At 52.5% G+C, this 23,136-nt stretch carries 23 protein-coding genes and 17 tRNA genes; 8 read left to right on the top strand and 32 right to left on the bottom strand.

What is annotated here, in order from left to right; genetic code table 11:
• From CF651_RS26130 to CF651_RS26120, 3 genes are all read right to left on the bottom strand, one after another.
• Window positions 1–531 carry a PspC domain-containing protein gene (locus CF651_RS26130; protein ID WP_094017803.1) on the bottom strand — a complete coding sequence of 177 codons (531 nt, stop codon included), beginning with the start codon at window positions 529–531 and terminating at the stop codon, window positions 1–3.
• Window positions 528–1,217: a PspA/IM30 family protein gene (locus CF651_RS26125; RefSeq protein ID WP_094017802.1), complete on the bottom strand. Its 690-nt coding sequence runs from the start codon at window positions 1,215–1,217 to the stop codon at window positions 528–530. The genes CF651_RS26130 and CF651_RS26125 overlap by 4 nt, the downstream gene beginning before the upstream one ends.
• Before the next feature lie 69 nt (window positions 1,218–1,286).
• Window positions 1,287–1,592, bottom strand: coding sequence for a LiaF transmembrane domain-containing protein (locus CF651_RS26120; protein WP_094017801.1), 306 nt, complete (start codon window positions 1,590–1,592; stop codon window positions 1,287–1,289).
• 216 nt (window positions 1,593–1,808) lie between these two features.
• Here CF651_RS26120 and CF651_RS26115 point away from each other — a divergent pair, with 216 nt between their 5' ends.
• Window positions 1,809–2,408 (top strand): hypothetical protein, encoded by a 600-nt coding sequence (locus tag CF651_RS26115; protein ID WP_094017800.1) that lies wholly within the window; start codon window positions 1,809–1,811, stop codon window positions 2,406–2,408.
• A gap of 171 nt (window positions 2,409–2,579) precedes the next feature.
• The gene (locus CF651_RS26110) at window positions 2,580–3,611 is read left to right on the top strand and encodes an LLM class flavin-dependent oxidoreductase (RefSeq protein ID WP_094017799.1); all 1,032 of its coding nucleotides are present in this window, start codon (window positions 2,580–2,582) and stop codon (window positions 3,609–3,611) included.
• A gap of 95 nt (window positions 3,612–3,706) precedes the next feature.
• Here CF651_RS26110 and CF651_RS26105 read toward each other — a convergent pair whose 3' ends face one another.
• The 3 genes from CF651_RS26105 to CF651_RS26095 all read right to left on the bottom strand — a co-directional run bounded on the left by CF651_RS26105 (window position 3,707) and on the right by CF651_RS26095 (window position 7,339).
• Window positions 3,707–4,903 (bottom strand): GNAT family N-acetyltransferase, encoded by a 1,197-nt coding sequence (locus tag CF651_RS26105; protein ID WP_094017798.1) that lies wholly within the window; start codon window positions 4,901–4,903, stop codon window positions 3,707–3,709.
• Window positions 4,900–6,186, bottom strand: a complete 1,287-nt coding sequence (locus CF651_RS26100) for an ATP-binding protein (RefSeq protein ID WP_094017797.1) — start codon at window positions 6,184–6,186, stop codon at window positions 4,900–4,902. The genes CF651_RS26105 and CF651_RS26100 overlap by 4 nt, the downstream gene beginning before the upstream one ends.
• Window positions 6,187–6,340: 154 nt before the next feature.
• A complete protein-coding gene (locus CF651_RS26095) occupies window positions 6,341–7,339 on the bottom strand; it encodes an anti-sigma factor (protein WP_094017796.1) in 999 nt (332 codons plus the stop codon).
• 563 nt (window positions 7,340–7,902) lie between these two features.
• On the opposite strand from CF651_RS26095, the gene CF651_RS26090 reads away from it, so the two are divergent.
• Window positions 7,903–9,138 carry a C40 family peptidase gene (locus tag CF651_RS26090; protein WP_094017795.1) on the top strand — a complete coding sequence of 412 codons (1,236 nt, stop codon included), beginning with the start codon at window positions 7,903–7,905 and terminating at the stop codon, window positions 9,136–9,138.
• 184 nt (window positions 9,139–9,322) lie between these two features.
• Entirely contained in the window at window positions 9,323–9,415 is a 93-nt protein-coding gene (locus tag CF651_RS26085) for a sporulation protein YjcZ (RefSeq protein ID WP_094017794.1), read from the top strand.
• Between the two features lie 64 nt (window positions 9,416–9,479).
• Here the strand turns inward: CF651_RS26085 and CF651_RS26080 are convergent, their stop codons facing one another.
• From CF651_RS26080 to CF651_RS26050, 8 genes are all read right to left on the bottom strand, one after another.
• Window positions 9,480–10,724: a molybdopterin molybdotransferase MoeA gene (locus CF651_RS26080; RefSeq protein ID WP_094017793.1), complete on the bottom strand. Its 1,245-nt coding sequence runs from the start codon at window positions 10,722–10,724 to the stop codon at window positions 9,480–9,482.
• Window positions 10,725–10,726: 2 nt separating this feature from the next.
• On the bottom strand, window positions 10,727–11,731 hold the full coding sequence (gene moaA, locus CF651_RS26075; protein WP_094017792.1) for a GTP 3',8-cyclase MoaA: 1,005 nt from the start codon (window positions 11,729–11,731) through the stop codon (window positions 10,727–10,729).
• 155 nt (window positions 11,732–11,886) lie between these two features.
• A complete protein-coding gene (gene mobA / locus CF651_RS26070; protein WP_179233004.1) occupies window positions 11,887–12,537 on the bottom strand; it encodes a molybdenum cofactor guanylyltransferase in 651 nt (216 codons plus the stop codon).
• Window positions 12,538–12,578: 41 nt separating this feature from the next.
• Window positions 12,579–12,728 (bottom strand): hypothetical protein, encoded by a 150-nt coding sequence (locus CF651_RS32530; protein ID WP_179233003.1) that lies wholly within the window; start codon window positions 12,726–12,728, stop codon window positions 12,579–12,581.
• A 132-nt stretch (window positions 12,729–12,860) separates the two neighbouring features.
• The gene (locus tag CF651_RS26065; RefSeq protein WP_094017790.1) at window positions 12,861–13,508 is read right to left on the bottom strand and encodes an MOSC domain-containing protein; all 648 of its coding nucleotides are present in this window, start codon (window positions 13,506–13,508) and stop codon (window positions 12,861–12,863) included.
• Between the two features lie 164 nt (window positions 13,509–13,672).
• Window positions 13,673–15,010: a molybdopterin-dependent oxidoreductase gene (locus tag CF651_RS26060; RefSeq protein ID WP_094017789.1), complete on the bottom strand. Its 1,338-nt coding sequence runs from the start codon at window positions 15,008–15,010 to the stop codon at window positions 13,673–13,675.
• 380 nt (window positions 15,011–15,390) lie between these two features.
• Window positions 15,391–16,194: a pyruvate, water dikinase regulatory protein gene (locus tag CF651_RS26055; protein ID WP_094017788.1), complete on the bottom strand. Its 804-nt coding sequence runs from the start codon at window positions 16,192–16,194 to the stop codon at window positions 15,391–15,393.
• A 45-nt stretch (window positions 16,195–16,239) separates the two neighbouring features.
• Entirely contained in the window at window positions 16,240–16,914 is a 675-nt protein-coding gene (locus CF651_RS26050; RefSeq protein ID WP_179233002.1) for a helix-turn-helix transcriptional regulator, read from the bottom strand.
• A gap of 273 nt (window positions 16,915–17,187) precedes the next feature.
• On the opposite strand from CF651_RS26050, the gene glpX reads away from it, so the two are divergent.
• From glpX to CF651_RS26035, 3 genes are all read left to right on the top strand, one after another.
• Complete coding sequence (gene glpX / locus CF651_RS26045) at window positions 17,188–18,159, top strand: class II fructose-bisphosphatase (RefSeq protein WP_094017787.1); 972 nt, start codon at window positions 17,188–17,190, stop codon at window positions 18,157–18,159.
• 76 nt (window positions 18,160–18,235) lie between these two features.
• Complete coding sequence (locus CF651_RS26040) at window positions 18,236–19,054, top strand: sulfite exporter TauE/SafE family protein (RefSeq protein WP_094017786.1); 819 nt, start codon at window positions 18,236–18,238, stop codon at window positions 19,052–19,054.
• Between the two features lie 78 nt (window positions 19,055–19,132).
• The gene (locus CF651_RS26035) at window positions 19,133–20,215 is read left to right on the top strand and encodes a polysaccharide deacetylase family protein (protein WP_245856164.1); all 1,083 of its coding nucleotides are present in this window, start codon (window positions 19,133–19,135) and stop codon (window positions 20,213–20,215) included.
• 483 nt (window positions 20,216–20,698) lie between these two features.
• Here CF651_RS26035 and CF651_RS26030 read toward each other — a convergent pair whose 3' ends face one another.
• Window positions 20,699–20,992, bottom strand: coding sequence for an alpha/beta-type small acid-soluble spore protein (locus tag CF651_RS26030; protein ID WP_094017785.1), 294 nt, complete (start codon window positions 20,990–20,992; stop codon window positions 20,699–20,701).
• A 181-nt stretch (window positions 20,993–21,173) separates the two neighbouring features.
• Between CF651_RS26030 and CF651_RS26025 the strand changes: the two genes are divergently transcribed.
• On the top strand, window positions 21,174–21,392 hold the full coding sequence (locus CF651_RS26025) for a hypothetical protein (protein WP_094017784.1): 219 nt from the start codon (window positions 21,174–21,176) through the stop codon (window positions 21,390–21,392).
• Between the two features lie 99 nt (window positions 21,393–21,491).
• Here the strand turns inward: CF651_RS26025 and CF651_RS26020 are convergent.
• The 17 genes from CF651_RS26020 to CF651_RS25940 form a co-directional block, all read right to left on the bottom strand.
• Window positions 21,492–21,571 (bottom strand) — tRNA-Leu (locus tag CF651_RS26020).
• Window positions 21,572–21,575: 4 nt separating this feature from the next.
• A tRNA-Arg gene (locus CF651_RS26015) sits at window positions 21,576–21,652 on the bottom strand.
• Between the two features lie 19 nt (window positions 21,653–21,671).
• Window positions 21,672–21,760: transfer RNA gene (locus tag CF651_RS26010), tRNA-Leu, on the bottom strand.
• Between the two features lie 16 nt (window positions 21,761–21,776).
• Window positions 21,777–21,850, bottom strand: a tRNA-Cys gene (locus CF651_RS26005).
• 11 nt (window positions 21,851–21,861) lie between these two features.
• Window positions 21,862–21,936 (bottom strand) — tRNA-Gly (locus CF651_RS26000).
• Between the two features lie 10 nt (window positions 21,937–21,946).
• A tRNA-Gln gene (locus CF651_RS25995) sits at window positions 21,947–22,018 on the bottom strand.
• Between the two features lie 16 nt (window positions 22,019–22,034).
• A tRNA-His gene (locus CF651_RS25990) sits at window positions 22,035–22,110 on the bottom strand.
• A gap of 14 nt (window positions 22,111–22,124) precedes the next feature.
• A tRNA-Trp gene (locus CF651_RS25985) sits at window positions 22,125–22,198 on the bottom strand.
• A gap of 7 nt (window positions 22,199–22,205) precedes the next feature.
• A tRNA-Tyr gene (locus CF651_RS25980) sits at window positions 22,206–22,290 on the bottom strand.
• A 9-nt stretch (window positions 22,291–22,299) separates the two neighbouring features.
• Window positions 22,300–22,375: transfer RNA gene (locus CF651_RS25975), tRNA-Thr, on the bottom strand.
• An 18-nt stretch (window positions 22,376–22,393) separates the two neighbouring features.
• Window positions 22,394–22,469, bottom strand: a tRNA-Phe gene (locus CF651_RS25970).
• 18 nt (window positions 22,470–22,487) lie between these two features.
• Window positions 22,488–22,564 (bottom strand) — tRNA-Asp (locus CF651_RS25965).
• Between the two features lie 14 nt (window positions 22,565–22,578).
• Window positions 22,579–22,655, bottom strand: a tRNA-Met gene (locus CF651_RS25960).
• A gap of 16 nt (window positions 22,656–22,671) precedes the next feature.
• A tRNA-Val gene (locus CF651_RS25955) sits at window positions 22,672–22,747 on the bottom strand.
• 46 nt (window positions 22,748–22,793) lie between these two features.
• Window positions 22,794–22,868: transfer RNA gene (locus CF651_RS25950), tRNA-Glu, on the bottom strand.
• A 19-nt stretch (window positions 22,869–22,887) separates the two neighbouring features.
• Window positions 22,888–22,976, bottom strand: a tRNA-Ser gene (locus CF651_RS25945).
• Between the two features lie 3 nt (window positions 22,977–22,979).
• Window positions 22,980–23,055 (bottom strand) — tRNA-Asn (locus tag CF651_RS25940).
• Window positions 23,056–23,136 lie beyond the last annotated feature (81 nt).

Here is a 23,136-nt window from a genome sequence, read left to right as displayed (position 1 = left end):
TCACACATCTCCTTTAGATTGTTGTTGTTTTTCGTAGCTTGCTAATTTGGCACGAAGCTCTTCGATTTCTTTCCACATGGCTTTTTTCTCTATATCCTTCATCATATCGTCGAGATCGGAACCGGCTTGGCCCTGCTTCTGCCCTTGGTACCCCGGCCCTGCTTGCCCATATTCCGCCTCGTACTCGTGGCGTCCGCCGTGCGAGCTATGACGGTCATGGCGGGAACCGCAGCGACCGTGCTTGCGCCATTGCTTGCCGCCCCAGGCAGCCTCTGCTCCGTTCCAGCCGCCGTAGCCGTAGCTTCCCGGCCCCGGACCTGGACCGTAACCGTAAGGCCCGTCCGGGTAAGGCTCGTTCGGGATGACGATCACGGCAAGGAAGTACAGTGGAATAACTACCCCTCCGCTAAAGAATGCCGTAATCACCAGCAGTAAGCGAAGCAAATTCGAATCAATTCGTAACGTTTCGGCTAATCCGCCGCACAGACCTGTTATTTTGCGATCCGTACGCGAACGGTATAGTTTGCTCATGACCGCATCCAACCCTCCTGCTGTAATTTCGCTTTCAGCTTCTCCATTTCATTCTCCAGCGCACTCGTCGCAGCATTGCCTGCATACAGAAGCGCCTCCCGGCCGCGGGACCTGACATCCCTCAATGCGCGTGCCGCCATCTCCATATCAGATACGCGATCCTCCAGCCGATCGAACATTCGGGGCTGTCCGGCACCCAGACCGCCATCCATGCCGCGCAGACGCTCGTTCATCCGCTGCTGCAGCCTAACGCTTTCCAGCCTTGCAATGTAGTAGCTTCGCTTCGCGGCGACTTCATCAAAGTCCGCCTTGATCTGCTTCAGCTGCTCCTCAAGCTCCACCAAGCCGAGCTTGCTTTGATCGTACAGCGCCTTGTATTGGGCGCTGCGCTCTTCCTGCTGCAGCTTCTCCTGCAGCGCGATGCGGGCTACATCGTCTTCGCCCGCTTTCAAGGCGATCATCGCCTGCTGCTCGCGGCGCTCCTTGAGCTGGGCCGCCGCCATGTACTGCTGGCGAAGCGTCGCCGCGTGGGCCAGGCATTGCTGCATCAGCCGCTCGGACTCGCGGATTTGCTCCGCTTGAGCGCTTAAGTACTTATCGATCAAGCGAACCGGATCTTCCGATTGCTCCAGCATTTCATTAAACGATGCTACCGTAATATCTCTGAATCGTTTGCCAAGACTCATGCTCCAATCACCTCTTTGATTTGTTTACTTTCGTATCAGCCGCGTGCGCCGGTCCTTCGTCTTGGTTCGTTAGTAAGAGCTGCGTTTTGTTTTCAAAAGCGAGACTCCGTAGATGATCAGCCCGATGGCCAACACAATCGCGATCAGACCGGACAGCTTGGACAGAAGAGCCAGGGTTCCGATAATGGCCAGGATCCAACCGATCATCGTGCGTCCGTTTTTAATGCCGAGCCATCCGAGCCCTACCATTGCAATCGGGAACAGGAAGCTCATGAGATGAGGTCCTCCGTGATGCATTCCCAACCGGCCGAATAGGATCAAGGCACCGAACAAGATGAGCAGCAGCGCCAAACCCGTGTTACGATTCATTTTCATGCTATGTACTCACCGCCTTTCGTTGTGATCTCGTTTGTTATGTCTTTATTCTAGGTTTTTCGCGCATTTTCCAAAACGGACCTGCGGCGGTTTTTGTACCTAGACCAAAGTCGGGGGCTTGTCCAGACCTCCGAAACAAGGGGATGCTCTTCCCGCCTTTGGGAAACAATAAGCCGCATAACACTAGCTTCATCTGCAGAAGGGAAACTGTAAACAATGAACCGGAAAAACAATCGCATGAGCCTTATCCAACCCAAACGCAGGGGACTTCGCCGCAGCTGCAGCCGCAGCCTGAGCCTGATTGCTCCAGCCCTTATGCTCTTCACAGGAATGCTTGTACCTTACAACTTTCCATCTCGAGTTCACGCAGCCATGGACACGGCCCTCTCTCCATTAGAAGACATCGGGATACTCAAGCAGCTTCAAGCTTCCGAGCCGGATGCCGATACGGACGCTCCTCTCGTTCAGCTGTTCGACATCCAGCAGGAGCGTGTTCTGACGACGCGCCCCAATTCCGCAGCCCTCCGCAGCCAGGTTCAACGCTGGATTGAGTCCGCAGGACAGCTGTCAGGCCGCGCCAAGCTGGAAGCAGACGACGGAATTGTGATACGCATACCGCTCAAGCCGCCTCTTTCGGTTCAACTGAGCTGGCTTTCAGCGAAGGTAGCGGAGGTTTATTTGTTCCTGCCTCCTCAGCATAAAGAACGGCCCTACCTGCTCTTATTGAGCCATGAAGGCAAACCCTACGTCATCGACTTGGACGTATTCCCGGAACATTTTCTAAAGGAGCAAGGACTGCTTCGATACATAAAGTAAATAAAAACCGTCCGGTAGCACGTCAGATACAAACAGATCCTCACTGGACTTTATTCAGATAAAAGGAACAGTTGTCACATGCCGAACAAACTGTTACTATAAATATTACAGAATCATCAGGTTGAACTTAAAAAACTGTTACCATGCTTCCAACTGAAGGAGGAACCCTACATGTCACAAGAATCAACTGCAAATAGAAGTAGTAACCAGCTTCACAATTTAACCGTATCCGTCTTGGACCTTGCACCCGTTGTATCGGGCAGCACAACGGCCAACGCATTTAGGAACAGCCTGGAGCTGGCCCAGCGTGCAGAGCAATGGGGCTACAACCGCTATTGGCTTGCGGAGCATCATAATATGCCGGGCATCGCCAGCTCCGCCACGTCCATCCTGATCGGGCATATCGCCGCGGGTACATCCACGATCCGTGTCGGCTCGGGCGGCATTATGCTGCCCAATCATGCTCCGCTTGTCATTGCCGAGCAGTTCGGCACCCTGGAAACGTTGTTTCCAGGCCGTATTGATCTTGGGCTCGGACGCGCGCCAGGCTCCGATCAGCGCACTATGATGGCGCTGCGCCGAGATGCCAGAAGCGGCCACGATTTCCCGGAGCAGCTGAACGAGCTTCGCTCCTATTTGAAGCCATCAGGACCGGCTCCCGTGCGGGCCTTTCCGGGGGAAGGTCTGGATATCCCGATTTGGCTGCTCGGCTCCAGCGGGTTCAGCGCAGAGCTGGCGGGAAAGCTTGGACTCCCGTTTGCGTTTGCAAGCCATTTTTCACCGGAATATATGCTGCCTGCTCTTGATCTGTACCGAAGCAGCTTTCAGCCGTCAGAGGTGCTGGACGCCCCTTACGCCATGGTCGCCGTTAATATTATAGCGGCAGATACGGATGCGCAGGCCCGGCGCACAGCGACTTCCATGTACCAGACGTTCCTTGACATGATCCGGGGGCGCACACCCGGCCAATTAAAGCCGCCGGTCGACAGTATGGACGGCCTGTGGGACGCGTATGAGAAGGCCGCCGTCGAGCGGCAGCTTGGGTCCTCGATCATCGGCAGTCCCGAGACGGTCAAGGAGAAGCTGCACACGTTCCTTAAGGTTACGCAAGCGGATGAGATTATGGTTGCCGCCCATATTTATGATCATCAGGAGCGGCTGCATTCCTACGAGATTGTATCTCAGCTTATAAACAGCAAGTAATCGGCAGCAGCCCGGCTATGTGAAAAAAAGAGGGATACCGAACGATCATCGGTATCCCTCTATCTATTTGACCGCAGACGGAAAGCTGCGCTTCTTCAAAAAAAGTCAGGCAAATACGTCGTCCGCTTCGGAATCAGCGCCTCCAATAAACTTATTCCTTCTTCGTTTCCTCGAAGCCTCTCGATTTCATAAAGAAATGAAGCGCTTTGGTATCCCATCAGCAAGGTCGAGAGCGTGGAAATATCACATTCGACCTGCGGCCGTCCCGTAACTCCGGCAGCCTGCTCCCGCTTCTCCACTTTTGCCGTACCGTCCGCCCTGACTTCAATGAGGAAAACCCCATCATTCCAAGCGGCATGGGAATCCGTTACCTTCAACTCCAGAGACACCACGGCACCGGACGGCGGCTGAATAAACGGGTACAACTCGATAAACTTCGCAGCATCGACCAGTCGTGCCATGAAATAGGGGGACGTCTCCTGCTTGATCCTCGGATTATCCAACAGAAAAGGCAGCTGATCGTCGCCCGGCGCGCTGATTTTTACCTTCTCCATCATGGAGTCATGGTCGGCGATAAACCTCCAAAGCCCTTTCCACGATTCACGGTCCAAATACACCAGTTCATGGATATCGCAGACGCGATCCTTTATTTGATAACGGACATAGCCTCGAGGTTCACCGGCCTCGTTGTAATACACGGCGGCCGTCCCTTGTTGAACCGGGAAGATCCGGTTCGTCCACCACGCCTCATCCCGGTCCAGCGTCCCGTTATATCTTTGTGCAAACGATGTATAGATGCTCCCGAGCAGCCCATTGTCTTCCCCAACCCGCACAACGCGTCCCGGCTGGGACGGAAGCTTAGGCAGGAGGGCCGTAGCGATCTCGTACTTTTTCGTTTCCGTGTACGTCTCCCAGCCGAATTTACGGTAAAATGCGAATTGAAAGGGATGCAGGAAGGAGATATATTGCCCCTCCTCCCGCATCACCCTCAGTGCATTCGTCAGCAGGCCCGCCACCAGGCCGCCCCTGCGGTATTCCGGCCAAGTCGCGACCGAAGCGATGCCGCCCAGCTTCCACCGTTTTCCTTGAATCCACGTATGCAGCTCCAAAATCGTTAGTTTCGCTGCGAGCTTACCGTCGACATAAGCCCCCCACTGTTCGTTTTCCTTCAGCTGAGACAGCTTCTTCTCCCATTCCTCGGGCGGAATTTTGTACTGAAAGGAAAATTCCGACAGTGCCAGACTGTCCGGAAATTGCCCACTTGGAATACGGTGAATGGTTACTTGGCTCATATGTACCCTCCATTTTTGAGTTTATCCAGGAATAATGGCAGACGAAGCGTGACCAGCGTTCCTTTGCCCTTGACGCTCTCCACGTGAATCGTCCCTTGAGCGTCCTCTATGATTTTATAACAAATCATAAGACCCCTGCCGGTTCCTTTGGCCTTCGTCGAATAAAAGAGCGAGCCGAGCCGCTTGAGCTCTTCCTCATGCATCCCCACGCCTCGATCCCGAATCCGGATGACCGCGTGCTCTCCCTCGCGGTACAGCTCCACATCCAGCTTGCCCCCTTGGGACATGGCTTCAATGCCATTTTTGATAAGATGAATTAACACCAGCCTCCATTGCTTTCGGTCAAAATGGATTTGCAGCTGCGGGATCTGCCAATTCGAATGGATCTCTACCTCGTACAGAGCCGCATAAGGCGACAAAATAGTAACGACGTGGGTTAACTGCTCCTTCAGATCGAGCACCTCCGCCTGTCTTTCGAAAGGCTTGGCTAAGGTTAAATAATCGTGGAGCACCGCCTCTGCGCGGTCCATCTCCTCCATAATCATGGGCACGAACTCCTGGAACCGGCTGGCTGCAGCCTCATTGCCCTTCATCAGCTGCAAGAAGCCTCGCGCAACCGTCATCGGATTGCGGATTTCATGCGCAACGGCAGCGGCAATTTCCCCAAGCAGCTGCAGCTTTTCGCGCTGTTTGATTTCGATGCGCCTGGCTCGGTTTGCCCGTATTTTCTCCATAAAATAGACACTGAGCGCAGTGAGTAAGCCATAAAACAGGCAGTAACCCGCTGTATCCAGCAGTTCTGCAGGATGGATACCGAGCCGCTCTCTCCGAAAAAGCGCATACATGGCAAGGGCCAACAAAGCCGCCGAGCTTGTAGCGATCAGCATGGCGGCGAGTAATTTTTTACCTATCGCAAAAAACATATACCGTCTCAGCGTCAGCAGCATCAACATATGAATGAAAACCAAATGAACCAGCACCAACGCAAGCTTTTGCGTAAAATGCGCAAGCTGAACGAACAGGACCAGGGCTGACAGCACGACTCCGACGATGAACCCCCCGTACAAATAACCCATAATCAGCAATACGCCATGAAGGTCAAACGAATAAGCCGGGAATACGTTGATCGGAAACCATAAGCAGGCCACGATGCCGATAAACAACAGCGACGCCATCACAGCCCGGTTCTGTCGGCCTTCTTCCTTCATTCCATCCACCCAAAGCACCTGATATAAAAAAATGCAAGCCCATATGATCAGTACATTTAACAATAAATGATCCAATCTAGAAACATGCCCCCTTTTTTATAGAGATGCTTCTTTCGCATAGCTCTGAGGTACATAAAACACCAAGCCGGCGGCCGGGAAAGTATTTCTTCTCTTGCCTCTGCTGACTTCAGCCAGGTGCGGAATCAAGGGGCAGCCGGGAAATGCCGGATCAGCCTTTCAGCCCAGCAGCTAACATAAGGGTTCCTCGCGGCTTTTCTCCATGGGCATCCGGTTCCAAAGTAATGGCAACCGTATCATAATCCTTGGGCTCGAATGTGTAATAAATAGCTCCACTTCCATTATGAGGGTAAAAAGTGCCCGCGTTAATAGGCTGGTTGTCCTTAATTAACCAGACCTGAAATGCTTGGTCCGTTTGCAGCTCCGGCAAATTTTCCGCCTGGACGATGAGATGCGTGCCTTTATCATCATTTACGATTGAGGCCAATCCCTTGGACACGATATTTTCCGCCGCAGGATTCAAGCTGACAATCTGATTCACCTTCAGCGCCTCAGCCGGCTTATTTACATTCCCCAGCTGCGCTTGAGCCCCGTGCAGCTCCGTGGTCCTGGAGGCCAGCTCGGTCCGCAGCTGCTTCATTTCTCCTTTCAGCTGGTAGCCGTACAGGCTCAGTCCGATGATTGCAGCGGACAGTGCTGCACTCATCCAGCGCCAATAGCCTGATTTGCGTTCCGCTCTTCCCGTTCTGCGGCTGAGCTCGCCTGCGCTTCCCGCCGGCCGGTTGTCGGCTGCATCAAGCTCCACCGGCGCTGCCGGCTGCTTTCGCGTCTTTGTGCTTCTACTCTCATAGCTTACGGCCGGCTCCGTTCCCTCCGCTTTGTCCGCTTCATACGCTGCCCTTCGTCTCGCCCCCCGTGGAAGCATCGGTAGAGGTTCGCCGTCAGCCGGGGCCGGCTCCTTAACCGCCGCTTCCCTTCCGCTTACTTTGCTCCCCGATACGTTCCCCGGCACACGGCCGCGCCGCCCCTCGATAGGCTCCGCAGCTTCAGGCAGCTGCTCTACCATTCCTTTGAGCTCTTCCCGTTGTGCACGGCACGCTTCGCATTGCAGAAGGTGCTGCTCGAACGCAGCCTTTTCCTTTTCTGACAAGCCGCCCAATGCATACAGCTCGGCAAGCTCGCACAAGCGATCCGTTGACAAGTTACTCATTACCGAAAACCTCCTTCCCCTATCGGTCAAACACTGCCGGAGCAGCTTTAACGTCAGCCTCACACGGCTTTTCACCGTACCCACCATTTCCTCATTCAATGTTCCCAAAAAAACAACGCCTACGCTGTCATTAGTAGAACCGGTTCCCGGAGACTGCATTCATCTCTATGAGTCTTACTCATTATATGAAAAATAAGGGAGAGATAAAACTATGAAACTATTTATGAAAAATGGCTTGCTATTACGCCCTTGCGAATCCAAGCTCCTATGCATAATCGTATTTTTATGTGCAGGTCTAAAGCACCAATTTGTTCCCGAACGCTGCATATTACTTCATTCCCTTCCCGTCATGGACAACAAACCTCGGAAAGAACAGGATATTTAGCCTATCCATCTCTGGTTACTTACCACCTTTTCAACGAAAATTGCTACTTTTTACCCTTCTGACTCCGCAATTGCCGTCGGGATTTGTTAAATTTTACTTGTAAACTACCAAAATTAGCTATGATATGATCGCCTTAGAACCCGTAACATCCAACACATCCGCATGGAGGTCGATTCATTTGAGAAACAAGCTTCTAGCCCTCGTTGTCACAACTGCCATTTCCATGTCCGCTATTCCGGTTCACACTCTGGCTGCCAGCACAGACACTCAAAAAGCTATTATCGTCCAGACCGTTAATTTTCGTGACCAGCCCTCCACCTCCGGCAATCGAATCCGATATTTGCAGCCCGGTGAAGCCTTGGATGTCATCAGTACCTATAACAGCAGCTGGCTTCAAGTAAAAGATGCCAAGGGACAAACGGGTTATGTATCCTCCTCCCCCACTTACGTCCAATTGCAAACCATGACCGCTCCTTCAACTGGAACTGGGGAAATCGTAGGCTCCGTGTCGTTCCGTACCAGCCCTTCCACCGATGCAGCGCGTATCCGTTATTTATCGGTCGGGGAAACGGTAACCGTCCTGGAGAAGGTCAACAGCTACTGGTACAGAATTACCGATAAAAATAAGGTAATCGGTTACATCAGCACCAGTTCCCAATACATAAGCACAACTTTCGGACAAGCTCCAAGTGTGGAAGATAACTCCGGTGCAAGCGAGGAAACCGGCGAGGAGGCCTCCTTCCCGGCACCTCCGAATGCGACCGTCATCAGCTCCGTGTCATTCCGTACCGCACCGGATACCGGCGCAAGCCGGATACGTTACTTGCAAAGCGGGGAAAAGCTGCTGATCATCAGCAAAACCAATGCATACTGGTATAAAGCTCAGGATCAGAACGGGGTGACCGGCTACGTCAGCACCAGTACCAAATACATAAACTCTACCTTTGTCGAGCCGTACAAGCAGTTGGATCCCGCTGTTGCCGCGCAAAAAGTCATCGATGCGGCTACGCGCTATTTGGGTACGCCTTACGAATTCGGCTCCAGCCGTTCGGATACGTCCACATTCGACTGCTCCGATCTGGTGCGTCAAGCCTTCCTTGAAGGCATCGGCCAGCAGTTGCCGGGCGATTCCCGAAGCCAATGGGGTTATGTTGCAGCCGTAGGCAAAACCACGACCGACTGGCACCAGCTCAAACGGGGCGACCTGATGTTCTTCATGTCCTATAAGGGCTCCAGCGCCGCAAATTATGCCGGCATTGACAAAACGACCGAGAAAATTACGCATGTCGGTATTTATTTGGGCAACGGACAGGTTCTCCATACTTATTCGCAGGCATCCGGCGGGGTCCGGATCGATTCCTTTGCGGGGACCGCTTGGGAATACAGATTCCTTCAAGGCGGGTCGACCTTCTAGCAATTAACCGCCATTATCCCAAGCCGCTCTGTGAGCCGGGAGCTTGCAGTTCAATGCATTCCTGGAGCAGGCCGTCCTTCTCCAGAGGACAGCTGCTTTTTTAAATGGCAATCGGGCTGTCGTCCAATCAGCAGCCATCTCCCCGACATATGGTATATCATGTCTTCTGAAAGGGGGATTTCGAATGAGCGCTGTTGGCGGACTTTATACTTCTACAGGTGTAATTCTTGTATTGTTCATCTTGCTGGTTATCGTTTCCCGTGCATTTGTGTACTAATGCCTAAAAACCCCCGGTAAAGCATCTGGCTTTACCGGGGGTTTTTCCATTGTTGTCCTGTAAGCTAAAAATCGTCCAGCAGCAGCAAGCGAACCAATTGGTCCCGCGAAGCGCCCCGGCCCCCCGCCGGGATGTATATCAGGCAGTCGGTATCTTTGATCGAAGTCATAATACTGGACTTGTCGTGACCGGCCGGCTGCACCCGCACTGTACCGTTGTCCAATATCATTTTGCCTCGTACATAACGCGGGTAGGCCGAGCCCTTGGAATAATCGGCATTCAAATACCCCACGGTTTCGCGGTGTTCTCTGGCCTCCTGCCCCAACAGCCCTCGCAAAAAGGGCCGCACAAACAGCTCAAACCCGACGAAGCAGGCACCCGGATTACCGGATAATGCAAACAGAAGCTTTTCTCTCCATACGCCAACAGAGGTCGGGCTGCCCGGACGCATGGCGATCTTATTAAATAAAAGCTGGCCGTCCCAGCGCTCGAACAGATCAACCAGCACGTCTTTATCCCCTACAGAAACACCGCCGGTCGTGATCGCCAAATCCACCTGCTCCCAATGATCAAGGAGCACCCGCTCCACTTGGGCGGGGTCATCAGGCAGGATCGGCAGAAGAATCGGCTCTCCTCCTGCTTCCCGCACAAGACAAGCCAGCATGTAGCTGTTGCTGTTGCGAATTTTGGCCGGGGTCAGCGGCTCCTGAACCTCCAGAAGCTCCGAACCCGTCGATACGATAGCTACCCGCGGCTTCCGGTAAACCGGAACCTCCGCATAGCCGAAGGAGGCCAGAATGGCCGCCTCTCCCGCTCCAATCCGTCTTCCCGCTTCCAGCAGCAGCTCACCCGGCTGCACTTCGCCCCCGATCGGAGTTACATTATCGCCCGGGTTCAGTGACTTGCGAATATGCACCTGCTCCTCCGCTGAGGTCGTCGCTTCCAGCATGATAACTGAATCCGCCCCTTCCGGAACAACGGCCCCTGTCATAATCCGCGACGCTTGTCCTGGGGCGATGGGTCGGACGGGAGGGCTCCCGCACAGAATCGTCTCGACGACCTGCAGCGATTTGGGGCTGTCAAGCGTCGCGCCTTCGCTGTCGACAGCGGCAATCGCATAACCGTCCACACCGGAACGGCGAAAAGGCGGAACCGGATGGTCCGCCGTGATCGTCTGAGCCAAACGGCGTCCGAAGCTTTCCACAAGCGGGATCTTTTCGCTCGGCAATATGTTTACGTTGTGCAGCACCGCTTGCTGGGCTTCCCGCACTTGAATCAGCTGTCGGTTAAATTTGAGTCCGGCTACCACAACTAGCCTCCGATCTGAGACATTCTCCGCAGCGTCGGCATATGGCTTTGCTGCTCATTCATTAATGCTTTGGCCATTTCATGGCTTTCCGGCTTAATATCCAAGGCTCTGAGGAACAAGTCCGCCAAAGCGCGGTCGTCCCCTATGTGCTTGCGAACATTAAATTCATCCGACCAATACAAGCAAGGCTTGATGTTTCCGTCGGCCGTCAACCGCAGCCGGTTGCAGGTTTGGCAAAAATGGTCGCTGACCGGATGAATAAGACCGAAGGTACCTGTGGCACCATCGATTTTATAGTTTTGCGACGGCCCGTTGCCGTACACCTCGCCGAACGGGCTTGCCTCCCACCCCCGCTCCGAACAACGGTCGAGGACAGTGCTGAGCGGCACGTATTTGCTTTTCCATCCGGCATCATCATGCCCGATCGGCATATATTCGATAAAGCGCACTTGTACTTTGCGCTCGATTGTCATTTGCAAAAAATCGTCAATCTCATCGTCGTTTATGCCTTTCATGAGCACGACATTGAGCTTGATCGGGTCCAGCCCGACACGATAGGCGGCATCAATGCTATCCAGCACCCTTTGAATATCCCCGCCCCGGGTTATGAACGAGAACCGGTCGGCTCGGAGAGAATCGAGACTAATGTTCATGCGTGTTAACCCTGCGGCACGCAGCTTTTCGGCTTTGGCGGCAAAAAAGATACCGTTCGTGGTCAAAGCAATATCTTCAATCCCTGGGATAGCCGACAAGCGGGCGATGAGGACCTCGATGTTTTTTCTTACCAATGGCTCACCACCGGTAATCCGAAGCTTGCGGACGCCGAGCCCGGCCATCACACGTACCACTTCTTCTATCTCGTCAAAGCTTAGCAAATGGTCTTCCGGCTCGAATTCCATCCCCTCTTCAGGCATACAGTAAACGCAGCGCAGGTTACAGCGGTCGGTGACCGAAATCCTCAAGTAATCGTGGACACGCCCAAAACGATCCGTTAATATAGCTGACACGACCGTTCACCCCCGTTTCACGTGTCGATTGTTTTCAAGCAAAACAGTCGGGCAGCCCCTGCTTATCCAGGGGATACCGGGAAATACATCTTCTTATTATCGCATATTTCGCATAAAAAAAACAGGTGAATGTCAATAAACCTTACATATGAATTTTATGGATTCAGCTTGCTCCAATCCTCCTGCCCATTCACGTTGCAGCAAAATTCGGTCGTGAGGCCACGCTCCGTGAAAAAGCGCTCATCGGCTTCGGCGACCTCCAGCCGCTGCAGCAGCTCCATTACGCGCTGCGTACCCGCGTCGAGCAGCCCGTTCACCGCAAGCAGGCACCGCTTGCGGTACACTGCGTGCAGCGGGTGCAGCCGCTGCCCTATGCGCGGCACGACCGCGTCGCAGATGGCGTCGCTATACAGCAGCTCCGCCATCGCCCCGGCCGCCTCCGCGGAGGCGAAGGGCATGTCGCAGGCGACGATCCATAGCGCTTCGCTCTGCGAAGCCGCCATGGCTGCCTGCATCCCGGCCAGCGGCCCGAGGCCCGGGTGCAGGTCCGGGATGACCCGCACCCGGGCCTGCTGTTCGAGCCTGTGCTTGCGCTCGCGCTCGGCAAGCACAGGCTCGAACAGCTCCGGCGACATCGTGACGATCACGATGTCGCTGCACACCCGCTCGAGCGCCTCCAGCTGGCGCTCGATGAACAGCTGCCCGCCCAGCGGCAGCAGCGCCTTCAACCGGCCGCCCATGCGCCGGTTCTGCCCTCCGGCGAGCACGACGCCGGTTAGGCCGCTCGCTGCGGCGTCCGCACTCACCTTCGCGCTTCCGCTTGCTCCGCTCTCGCCTCGCTCCCGGCTCACGCTGTGCCGCTCTCGCCCGCTACCCGCTCCGTCCGCACTCGCCTTCGCGCTTCCGCTTGCTCCGCTCTCGCCTCGCTCCCGGCTCTCGCTGTGCCGCTCTCGCCCGCCCGCTCCGTCCAGACTCGCCTTCGCGCTTCCGCCTGCATCGCTCTCGCCTCGCTCCCGGCTCACGCTGTGCCGCTCTCGCCCGCTCGCCGCTGCGTCCGCACCCACCTGCACGCTGCCGCTTGCTCCGCTCTCGCCTCGCTCACGGCTCACGCTGTGCTGCTCTCGCCCGCTCATCCCTTCTCCACAGCGTCCAGCCGCTTCTGGAACGAATCGCGCCAGCTTTCAGACAGCGCTTCAACCTTCAATAACGAACGGATGCCTTCCCAATCCGATTTATCGTGATACTTCAGCCGGTTCGCCTCAGCGACAGTGATACCTGCTGCGTCCTGTTCCACAAGTCGAAATTGCTGTCCGGACTCGACGTGCCCTTCCTTAAGTACACGGAAGTAATACCCGGTATGCCCCGTCTGCTGCACCCAGAAGGGCATTTCCGCCAGCTCCAGCTTTTTGCCGAGCTTAAAGCAGGGCTGCCGCGGCTGACTCACCTGCAGCAGAGCCTCCCCCAACTCGAATATATCGCCAATGTGAACCTGAGTCTCCGTAAGGCCGCTCACTGTAAAATTTTCGCCAAACGTGCCGAACTCCAAGTCCCTCTCCAGCCTTTCTTCCCAGCTCGAATAATGCTCGGAGGGGTATACGCATACCGCTTTATCCGGCCCGCCATGATTCACGAGATCGGCCTGACCATCACCAGCCAATTGTACGGTGGATAGGTATACGGCTCCTTCCACGGCCTTTTTATAGATCCCCGTAGATAGCGGCTTTCCCTGATATTGTATTTCTACAGGCATTGCAACATTCAACGACAACAGCTGCATAAGCTACTCATCCATCCTTTCCCTGTCCCCGTCTATTGCGAGAACTGGCTTTTTCTTTACTATATAAGAAAAGCGGGACAGAATCTATCTCTTTAAGCTTACACTGTCACCTTCCCCCATATGCCCCAGAGCAATTCCCACGTCCGGCTGCGATTCATTAAGCCTTAAGACAACCGGTTCCCCGGAACCCATGCATCATTATCGTAGCCACGCACCTCCCAGTAGCCCATATGCTCCTTGTCGATCAATTCGATAGCCTGCAGCCACTTCACTGATTTATAGGCATACATCTTCGGGACGATCAAGCGTACCGGTCCCCCCAGCTGCTGCGGGATCGGTTTGCCGTCCATGAGTACCGCCACCATCACATCATCCATGCCCGCTTGATCCAGTGATAGGCAATCCGTGTACACTTTATCTCCTGAATACATCTTGGCGAACTTGGCAGATGATTTTACGCCTGCCAGCTTTAACAGCTCTGACAGAGGCACTCCCTCCCAAGTCACCTTGTAAACCGACCAGCCCGTAACGCAATGAAAGTCGCTCACCTGTACCCTGCGCGTCAGCTTCAAAAAGCTTTCCCAATCCCAAGACTGCGGTTTATCCACCAGCCCCGAAATGGCAAATTGCCACGTTTCGCTTGAAAAGGCAGGGATTTCGGTAACCGTATAAATCCGAAACTGCCCCTGTCCCCCACCGCCAATGGGAGGATTCGATTCCGCCAAGGCCGTTGGAGCAGGCACCATACGATTACCGTCACTGCCTGCAAGCTTCTCGATGTCGGTTCCGCCGTTGTCTGCCGCACTCTTCATCCAACGATAAAATGCCGGGCCTATTCCCAGAATAAGCAGCAATCCCGCTGCCGTGCGAAGAAAGGTAGCGCGTGAAATCGGCGCTCTCTTCAAATACTCGACGAACGCTTGAGGAGACATTTTCTTCTCCGCAGCTGGCCCAAAGTGCGCTGAAGCCGCCCTTCCATCCGGCGTTTTCGCAGCTTGTGCAGCAGCTTCCCGGGAGGCAGCAGCTCGCTTTTTCTCCTGCTGACGCACCGTTTTCAACCATCTGCTTCGGGAAATCGAGTGATAAATCGCATACGGGACGCCAACCCACGTAAAAAGATCATGCAGCAGCAGCGCGCTGTTGCTCCATATCGTCGGAAGCTTGCGGAACTGCCACAGGATCACTCCCGTAATGCTCCAGCCTGCAAGCAGAAACAAGACGCCGCTCAAGTTCCAACGTTGATTCAGCTTCCCTTGAATTTGCTTCCAGTGTCTTGGCAGCACGGGAAGATACAAGGCAAGCACAGCTATGGAGACGATACCTATATAAATGTGCGCCTGCTTCAAAATAACGCGCGCTGCCCCCAAATCCCCGCGAATGGATGGAACGAAGAGGATCAAGCCTGTCACTGCAAGCGCAAGCACCAGCCAAGCGTTCCATGCGTGCAGCTTGGCGAGCTTTTTGCCATAGGGCTCCTTTAACCAGCTTCTCCATGAATCCATCGGATTCACCGCCTTTCTTCTTTTATTCAGCGTCCGGCGAAGCTGCTTTCCTCACCGGGCGATTATTATGTATACGTAAGATTGGGGCCCCTTGGTTTGGTCATTTCCGGTTATTTTATTTCATACTGCCATCTGCTACCACTAGATCCATGCTCACATAGGCGGTATCCATCCAGAGCATCGACAGACTCATCCGCTTATCTCCACTCCGTTCGCGGTTATCCTATCGCTCCCAACCGTAACGGTAGCTGCAGCTTCATTTTATCATACCGGCGGCCCGCAAATATTACAAAAACCTTAAATGATCGCCTTCAGCCCATAAAAAAAACATGGAGCCCGCCAATAACGGCAGACATCCATGCATGTTCCTTCTGAAAGAGTTATAAATATCCCATAATAATACCGGCTGTTTCTTCAATAGCCTTGTCCGTCACATTAATAACCGGACAACCTACCTGCTTCATGAGGGCTTGGGCATAATCAAGCTCCTCTACGATCCGTTCAAGCGCAGCGTATTTGGCCCCAAAAGGCAGTCCTACCGCTTTCAGCCGTTCCGTACGAATTTTCAGCAGCTTTTCCGGGTCCATAATTAATCCTACAATACGGTTGCCCGGAAGCATGAACAGCTCCTTCGGCGGCTTAACCTCAGGCACCAAAGGCAGGTTCGTCACCTTCAGCCCCTTGTGCGCCAAAAAAATGCTGAGCGGCGTTTTCGACGTTCTCGACACGCCGATCAGTACGATATCCGCCTTTAGCAGGGCACTGGTATCGCGGCCATCGTCGCATTTGACAGCAAATTCGATCGCCTCTACGCGTTTGAAATACGCTTCATCCATCTCATGAAGAAGCCCCGGCTTGCGCTTAGGAGAATCATTGAAGGTATCGATGAAGGCCTGCATCATCGGCCCCATAATATCTACCGCCCGAACACCTAACCGGAGCGCTTCCTCCCTCATCATCTCCCGAAGCTCCGGCTGTACCAGCGTATACGCTACGAATCCCCCTCGGTTGGCCGCTTCCTCCATAATCGCCCGGATTTCATCCTCATGCTTGATGTGGCCGATCCGTTTCGTTTTGACATGCTGCGCTTCAAATTGGCGCATGGTTGCTTTTACTACTGCTTCAGCCGTTTCTCCCACAGAGTCGGAGCAAATCGTTATTTCATAATGTTGAAGGTCAGTCATCCGGTTCTTCTCCTTTGTTTACAATTGCATTTACAACCCTTGCCGCTACACGCCCTCTGTCGCCAAATCCAGCAGCAGCTGGGTCATGATCGTCTTGGTCACCCGGCCGACAACCTCCCAGCGGATTCGTCCTTGCGCTTGGGCGGATTCCTGCTTGGAACGGGCTACGACAGGCAGGCTGTCCACTTGGTGGTGCATCATTTTTCTCGCCGCCTCAATGACCGAATCCTCCGGAAACACGTGGATTACGTTCGGCTCCCTCGTCATCACCATGCTGACCGGCATGGAAGACGCATTGTGATTGCCGAGCGTAAACTTGAGCAGGTCTTTTCTTGAGATCACCCCGGACAAACAGCTCTCCTCATCTACGACAATCAGGCTTCCGACATTTTCCATAAAAAGTGTGACTACCGCATCATGGACCGAAGAACTTTCACGAATAATGACAGGCATAGCCTGGATATCCTTTACTTTCATCCCCTGAAGTCTGCGCGATACTTCTCCCCCCGAAGATACTACGGAGCCTGGAGAATAACCGACTTTAGGCTTGGCATCTACGAGCCCCAGCATCACGAGCAATGCTAAATCCGATCGCAAAGTCGGACGGCTCAGACCGAGCATTTCAGCTATTTGTTCCCCTGTAATGGGGGCATGCTGTTTAACGAGCTCCACGATGTGCAATTGACGAGCTGTCAGTTCGATGGCCGTAACCTCCCTCATCTGGAAAATCTAATCCTCAATCCTTTATCTTATTGATATTACCAAAAAAATGCCGTGATATAAATCAGAAATATCATTCCATATATCTCTTTATCATGATAAACTCAATTTACCGCCTTAATAGTGTACAATTTTTGAAAATTAATAATAATTATTGCACGCTTTATATTTAATTATTATACTGTATTCAACGAATGGTGTGCTCTTTTGATTTTCGATAAACCATCAAGTGATCGTTGGATCCATATCTAAGTTTCAGGGAGGCTGTACCGAATGGAAAGAGAATTGGCATTGGAGATTGTCCGTGTAACCGAATTAGCTGCACTATCTGCTGCGCAATGGATGGGCCGTGGGGATAAGAATCAGGCGGATGGCGCCGCGACTACAGCCATGCGTACGATGTTCGATTCCGTTTCCGTTCAGGGAACCGTCGTGATCGGTGAAGGAGAGATGGACGAGGCCCCTATGCTGTACATCGGAGAGCAGGTCGGGAACGGGCAGGGACCTGAAGTCGATATCGCTGTGGACCCACTGGAAGGTACCGAGCTCGTCGCCAAAGGCTTGAACAATGCATTGGCCGTTATCGCCATTGCCGATAAAGGCTGCCTGCTGCATGCCCCGGACATGTATATGCAAAAGCTCGCCGTCGGCCCTGCTCTAGCCGGGAAGCTTCGTTTGGACGACCCTTTGGAGCTTACGCTTGCAAAAGCTGCTAAACATCTCGATAAACCGCTGAGCAATCTGACGATTATGATCTTGGATCGTGACAGACATCAGGATATCATCCAAACGCTGCGCCGCGTCGGTGTTAGAATCAAGCTATTAAGTGACGGCGATGTTGCCGGTGCAATGGCACCTGCCATGCCGGAATCGGGAATTGATATGTACGTGGGCTCGGGTGGAGCGCCAGAGGGCGTACTTGCCGCCGCCGCTTTGAGCTGCCTCGGCGGGGAGCTGCAAGGGCGTCTGATGCCTTCCAATGACGAGGAATTTCAGCGCTGCATCCAAATGGGGATTGCCGATCCGTTGAAGCTGCTGACGATGGAAGACATGGTGGGCAATCAAGATGTCATCTTCGCCGCCACCGGTATCACACCGGGCGAGTTTCTGGGAGGCGTGCAGTACACAGCCCACCAAAGAGCCGAAACGCACTCTATTGTCATGAGGGCCAAGACCCGGACGATTCGTTTTATTCATTCGAATCATTACTTGCCTAACAAACCTTTGCTTGGCGAGGCACTATAAAATGGAGCATTGACCTTCTCCGCAATTATGTTAAAATTTACATGAATTCATCATGTTTCGGAAGAAGGTCAGTCAGATGGTTTTTTTGTTTTACACTGCAGTCGGTTTATTGGCTGCCACTTTAGGCAGCTTGGTTGGATTAGGCGGGGGCGTCATCATCGTCCCCGCTTTAGTGTATTTGGGTCCTGTGTTGATCGGAAAAGAAATCTCGGTGGCAACCGCCGTAGGAACTTCGCTCGCTGTGCTCATTTTCACAGCTCTGTCGTCCACCCTCACCTTTCTCAAACAAAAGAGAGTGGATTTTAAAAGCGGATGGCTCTATTTTATTACTTGCGGTCCGGGAGCCATGCTCGGTTCTTACCTGACCCAATTTGTCAATGCGAAATCGTTTCAGTTATCCTTTGGTATTTTCATGCTATTTATGGCTTCCCTGCTCATTTTGCGGGACTATATCAAGCCGCTGGATATTGACTGGAGGATCAAGAGAAGCTTTACCGATGCCCAAGGGACAACCCACTCTTACGGCTATGGCATCGTTTCCGCACTTGTCATCGGCTTGGCTGTAGGTATCGTCTCCGGCTTGTTCGGAATCGGCGGCGGCTCGCTTTTTGTTCCGGCTATGGTTATTATTTTCCGTTACCCGCCTCATATTGCAACAGCTACATCCATGTTCGTCATTTTCCTCTCCTCGATTATGGGAAGCTTTACCCATTTGAGCCTTGGCGAGGTGGATTTTTGGATGGTGCTTGGCTTAGCTCCCAGCGCTCTCGTAGGCGGTTGGCTCGGTGCCAAAATTGCCAGTAAGCTGAGCACGAAAAAGCTGATGTGGGTGCTGCGCATTACCTTCTTCTTGGTCGCCATCAAAATGATTTGGGAAGGAATCACGGCGGCCTGACATTTTCAAAAACCGAAGGATAATCTTTCTCCTCTTCTCGAACACTAAGTGTATCTTTTGTTCGAGGGGAGTTTTTTTATGCCAACATCATCCTATCTTCGTGCCTGCTTAGGGACTGTCTTATCGGCTTCCTTCATGCTGACAGCCTGTACAGCCCAGTCTCCGCCGTCGGTACAGCCGAATTCGTCTTATCAAAACCCAAATGCACTTGATCCGACTACAATAACCTATACAGGCTTGGAAAAAGTGGACATGACCGATTACAAAGCTCCCGCCAAGGAGTTAAATCATAAAAAAGTAGACCCGCCTCCGTTCCCGACCCAGCTGGAAGGTCAGGCTGCCGAAGGCCCGACACACACGGGGCAAATCCCTTTGGCCCCACAGCAATCTCAACCGGCTCCGCCATCGCCTTCAGCCGAGCTTGCTCCCAAAAAAGCCAAACAGCCGGATAAACCGTCGCGTACAACAGCTTTACAGCAAAATCAAAATCATAACAAGAAGAGGCTGACGCTCTCTCAGTTGATCAAAAAATACCCGGATCTGCTGCTGCTTCATGGGCCTATGGGGTCGAATAAAGTGGCTCTCACGTTTGATGACGCCCCTGATACGAAATACACACCCCAAGTGCTGAACATTTTAAAAAAATATAACGTTAAAGCCACCTTTTTCGTCGTTGGCCGGCTAGTAGAGAAGCATCCAGGGGTTGTGAGACGAATGGCGCAAGAAGGGCACGTCGTCGGGAATCATACCTTCAACCATTCCCTTCTCACCCGTATAAGCGACGAGCAGTTTCAAGCTCAGGTGAATAGAACCCAAAAACTGTTGAAATCAACCATAGGCTACACACCAAAGCTGCTGCGCCCGCCCTACGGTGAAATTTCCGAAAGCCAACTGCTGTGGGCTACCAGTCATCATTTTACTGTTGTGAATTGGAATGTCGACTCGAAGGATTGGAAGCAGCTGGATCAGGCTCAAGTAACGGCTAATGTGTTAAACCATGCTAAAGCAGGCTCGATCATCTTACAGCATTCCGGTGGCGGCCCCGAACAAAATCTTTCCGGTACGGTCTCCGCACTGCCGACCATTATCGAGTCACTGCAGTCCCGTGGATATCATCTGGTTACGTTACCAGAACTTCTGAAGGTCTCCAAACAACAATAAAGCTTAATTTATAAAAGAAAAAGGGGCCCGATTGTTATGAATCAGCCCCTTACTTCTTCATCCTTCATTTATCGACTAACCACTTTTGCTCTTGCCAGCAGTATGAATGAACCGTGCATGATCTCATGATCTTTAATTCATTGTATGAATCCATTAATCTCCTGCGCTAATGCTTATTACAATATTGTTGCTCACAGAATTACGCATACTGGCTTTCCAGTCCTTTTTTCTTACAGAGCTCCTCTTCCCTTGCGCGCTTTCCAGCCCTTCTACTTATAGAGCTCGTCTTCCCTTGCGCGCTTTCCAACCCTTCTGCTTATAGAGCTCATCTATCCTTGCGTGCTTCAGCCCTTTTACTTACAGAGTTCGTCTATCCTTGCGTGCTTTCAGCACTTTTACTTACAGAGCTCGTCTTCCCTTGCGCGCTTTCCAGAGATTCTTGCTTCACTTTTTCGCTTGCTCCTATTCAGCTATTGTTGCTAATCAGACTCGTCCGCGCTCGTTTACTAGTTTTTGCTGTGCCAACCTTATCATTTCCTTGACCATCGTTCCACCGATTTGTCCCCCGATTTTTCCAGCCTGCTCGGTTGTTAAATTTCCATTCCCTTCACTCGACAGCGGTATGCCCAATGTTTTTGCTACTTCATATTTTACATTTTGCGGTTCATTAGCATTAACATGATAACCATATCGGCTCATGACTTCACCTTTAAACCTCTCCATACCCTGAGAGGCCTCTGGCACGACTAGCCTGCCGCTGCTTCTTCGTCTCGCCATAACGTCATATCTCCTTTTTGTATTTTCTTGTCTTACAGGATAGGATGGACCCAAAGTCCGCTTGCTATACCCCCACATAAAACAACACATTTTGCAAAAACTATTCAATGGGCTAGACTTTGTTTACTCTATATGTACATTGAAATATTCCAATACATTCCACCCCTAAGGAGGCTATCCGATGAGCCATTTATCCGAGATTATCGACAACCATAAGAATCTTGAAGGTCTTTTCGCCATCATTAAGCATTATGGTGTTAGTGCGGAGTTTGTTACCGATGCTTTAGTCCAACGCTTTGAACAAGTCAGTAAGGATGAGGATACAGAGAAAACAGAAGATGAGACCACCTACTGTGTTGAAATTTTAGATTCACTGAATCAATATTACGCACGGCTTTAGCTTAGGCCCACCAAGTTAAAATGAATAGGAGAATCTTGACGACTAATTTGGGTAAGAAAAAGACCCGAGAAATCATTAATGATTTCTCGGGTCTTTTTATGCCGGTGAAGGGACTCGAACCCCCACGGTTTCCCTCACGATTTTGAGTCGCGCGCGTCTGCCAATTCCGCCACACCGGCTTGGTGGCGCGTCCTAAGAGATTCGAACTCCTGGCCTTTTGATTCGTAGTCAAACGCTCTATCCAGCTGAGCTAAGGACGCATAATATTAAGTTGTTACATGGTGCCGAAGACCAGACTTGAACTGGTACGGTAGTCACCTACCGCAGGATTTTAAGTCCTGTGCGTCTGCCGATTCCGCCACTCCGGCGAGTGGGTTAAAAGAATGGAGGCGCCACCCAGACTCGAACTGGGGGTAAAGCTTTTGCAGAGCTCTGCCTTACCACTTGGCTATGGCGCCAGAATATAAAATGGAGCGGAAGACGGGAATCGAACCCGCGACCCTCGCCTTGGCAAGGCGATGCTCTACCGCTGAGCCACTTCCGCATATAATAAACTGGGGATCTAGGATTCGAACCTAGGCATGACGGAGTCAAAGTCCGTTGCCTTACCGCTTGGCTAATCCCCAATAATCAAGACAATAATGGGGCGATCGATGGGACTTGAACCCACGAATGCTGGAGCCACAGACCAGTGCGTTAACCCCTTCGCCACGACCGCCACAATTATGATATTGGCAGGGGCAGCAGGAATCGAACCCACACCAAAGGTTTTGGAGACCTTTGTTCTACCTTTAAACTATGCCCCTATGAAAGTGGTGGAGGCTGATGGATTCGAACCACCGAACTCGATGAGAGCAGATTTACAGTCTGCCGTGTTTAGCCACTTCACTAAGCCTCCGAATACTACTGGTGCCGTCGAGAGGACTTGAACCCCCAACCTACTGATTACAAGTCAGTTGCTCTACCAATTGAGCTACAACGGCAAAAATTTATCAAGAAAATGGTGGCTCGGGACGGAATCGAACCGCCGACACGAGGATTTTCAGTCCTCTGCTCTACCGACTGAGCTACCGAGCCTTATTTGTTTTTTAAAAATGGCGGAGCCGACGGGATTCGAACCCGCGGTCTCCTGCGTGACAGGCAGGCATGTTAGGCCTCTACACCACGGCTCCACACTTTTGTTAATTGGTTGCGGGGGCAGGATTTGAACCTGCGGCCTTCGGGTTATGAGCCCGACGAGCTACCGGGCTGCTCCACCCCGCGTCATTATATACTTCTATGGTGGAGGCTGACGGGATCGAACCGCCGACCCTCTGCTTGTAAGGCAGATGCTCTCCCAGCTGAGCTAAGCCTCCATAATGGGTATTATACCACAAAACATTACTTGTACCAATATTAAATTGGTGACCCGTAGGGGATTCGAACCCCTGTTACCTCCGTGAAAGGGAGGTGTCTTAACCCCTTGACCAACGGGCCTTTCGTTAAAAAAAATCTACGGAGAGAGAGGGATTCGAACCCTCGAGACGCTTGTGACGCCTACACGATTTCCAATCGTGCTCCTTCGGCCAGCTCGGACACCTCTCCATATGGCTCCCCGAACAGGACTCGAACCTGTGACAACTCGATTAACAGTCGAGTGCTCTACCAACTGAGCTATCAGGGAATAAAGGAACTATTTCATTCAAGATGGCTTGCACCTTGAAAACTAGATACGAAACAAGCTAGAGTTGTGTACATTCTTGGA

The organism is Paenibacillus rigui (genome assembly GCF_002234615.1).
Taxonomy (GTDB): domain Bacteria; phylum Bacillota; class Bacilli; order Paenibacillales; family NBRC-103111; genus Paenibacillus_S; species Paenibacillus_S rigui.
This window is presented reverse-complemented; position numbering and strand designations above follow the sequence as displayed.

Bases quoted from the DNA above. Each gene is read 5' to 3' on its own strand.
- CF651_RS26130 (WP_094017803.1), bottom strand. From the start codon at position 531: ATGAGCAAACTATACCGTTCGCGTACGGATCGCAAAATAACAGGTCTG.
- CF651_RS26125 (WP_094017802.1), bottom strand. From the start codon at position 1,217: ATGAGTCTTGGCAAACGATTCAGAGATATTACGGTAGCATCGTTTAAT.
- CF651_RS26120 (WP_094017801.1), bottom strand. From the start codon at position 1,592: ATGAAAATGAATCGTAACACGGGTTTGGCGCTGCTGCTCATCTTGTTC.
- CF651_RS26115 (WP_094017800.1), top strand. From the start codon at position 1,809: ATGAACCGGAAAAACAATCGCATGAGCCTTATCCAACCCAAACGCAGG.
- CF651_RS26110 (WP_094017799.1), top strand. From the start codon at position 2,580: ATGTCACAAGAATCAACTGCAAATAGAAGTAGTAACCAGCTTCACAAT.
- CF651_RS26105 (WP_094017798.1), bottom strand. From the start codon at position 4,903: ATGAGCCAAGTAACCATTCACCGTATTCCAAGTGGGCAATTTCCGGAC.
- CF651_RS26095 (WP_094017796.1), bottom strand. From the start codon at position 7,339: ATGAGTAACTTGTCAACGGATCGCTTGTGCGAGCTTGCCGAGCTGTAT.
- CF651_RS26085 (WP_094017794.1), top strand. From the start codon at position 9,323: ATGAGCGCTGTTGGCGGACTTTATACTTCTACAGGTGTAATTCTTGTA.
- CF651_RS32530 (WP_179233003.1), bottom strand. From the start codon at position 12,728: ATGCAGGCGGAAGCGCGAAGGCGAGTCTGGACGGAGCGGGCGGGCGAG.
- CF651_RS26065 (WP_094017790.1), bottom strand. From the start codon at position 13,508: ATGCAGCTGTTGTCGTTGAATGTTGCAATGCCTGTAGAAATACAATAT.
- CF651_RS26060 (WP_094017789.1), bottom strand. From the start codon at position 15,010: ATGGATTCATGGAGAAGCTGGTTAAAGGAGCCCTATGGCAAAAAGCTC.
- CF651_RS26055 (WP_094017788.1), bottom strand. From the start codon at position 16,194: ATGACTGACCTTCAACATTATGAAATAACGATTTGCTCCGACTCTGTG.
- CF651_RS26050 (WP_179233002.1), bottom strand. From the start codon at position 16,914: ATGAGGGAGGTTACGGCCATCGAACTGACAGCTCGTCAATTGCACATC.
- glpX (WP_094017787.1), top strand. From the start codon at position 17,188: ATGGAAAGAGAATTGGCATTGGAGATTGTCCGTGTAACCGAATTAGCT.
- CF651_RS26040 (WP_094017786.1), top strand. From the start codon at position 18,236: ATGGTTTTTTTGTTTTACACTGCAGTCGGTTTATTGGCTGCCACTTTA.
- CF651_RS26035 (WP_245856164.1), top strand. From the start codon at position 19,133: ATGCCAACATCATCCTATCTTCGTGCCTGCTTAGGGACTGTCTTATCG.
- CF651_RS26030 (WP_094017785.1), bottom strand. From the start codon at position 20,992: ATGGCGAGACGAAGAAGCAGCGGCAGGCTAGTCGTGCCAGAGGCCTCT.
- CF651_RS26025 (WP_094017784.1), top strand. From the start codon at position 21,174: ATGAGCCATTTATCCGAGATTATCGACAACCATAAGAATCTTGAAGGT.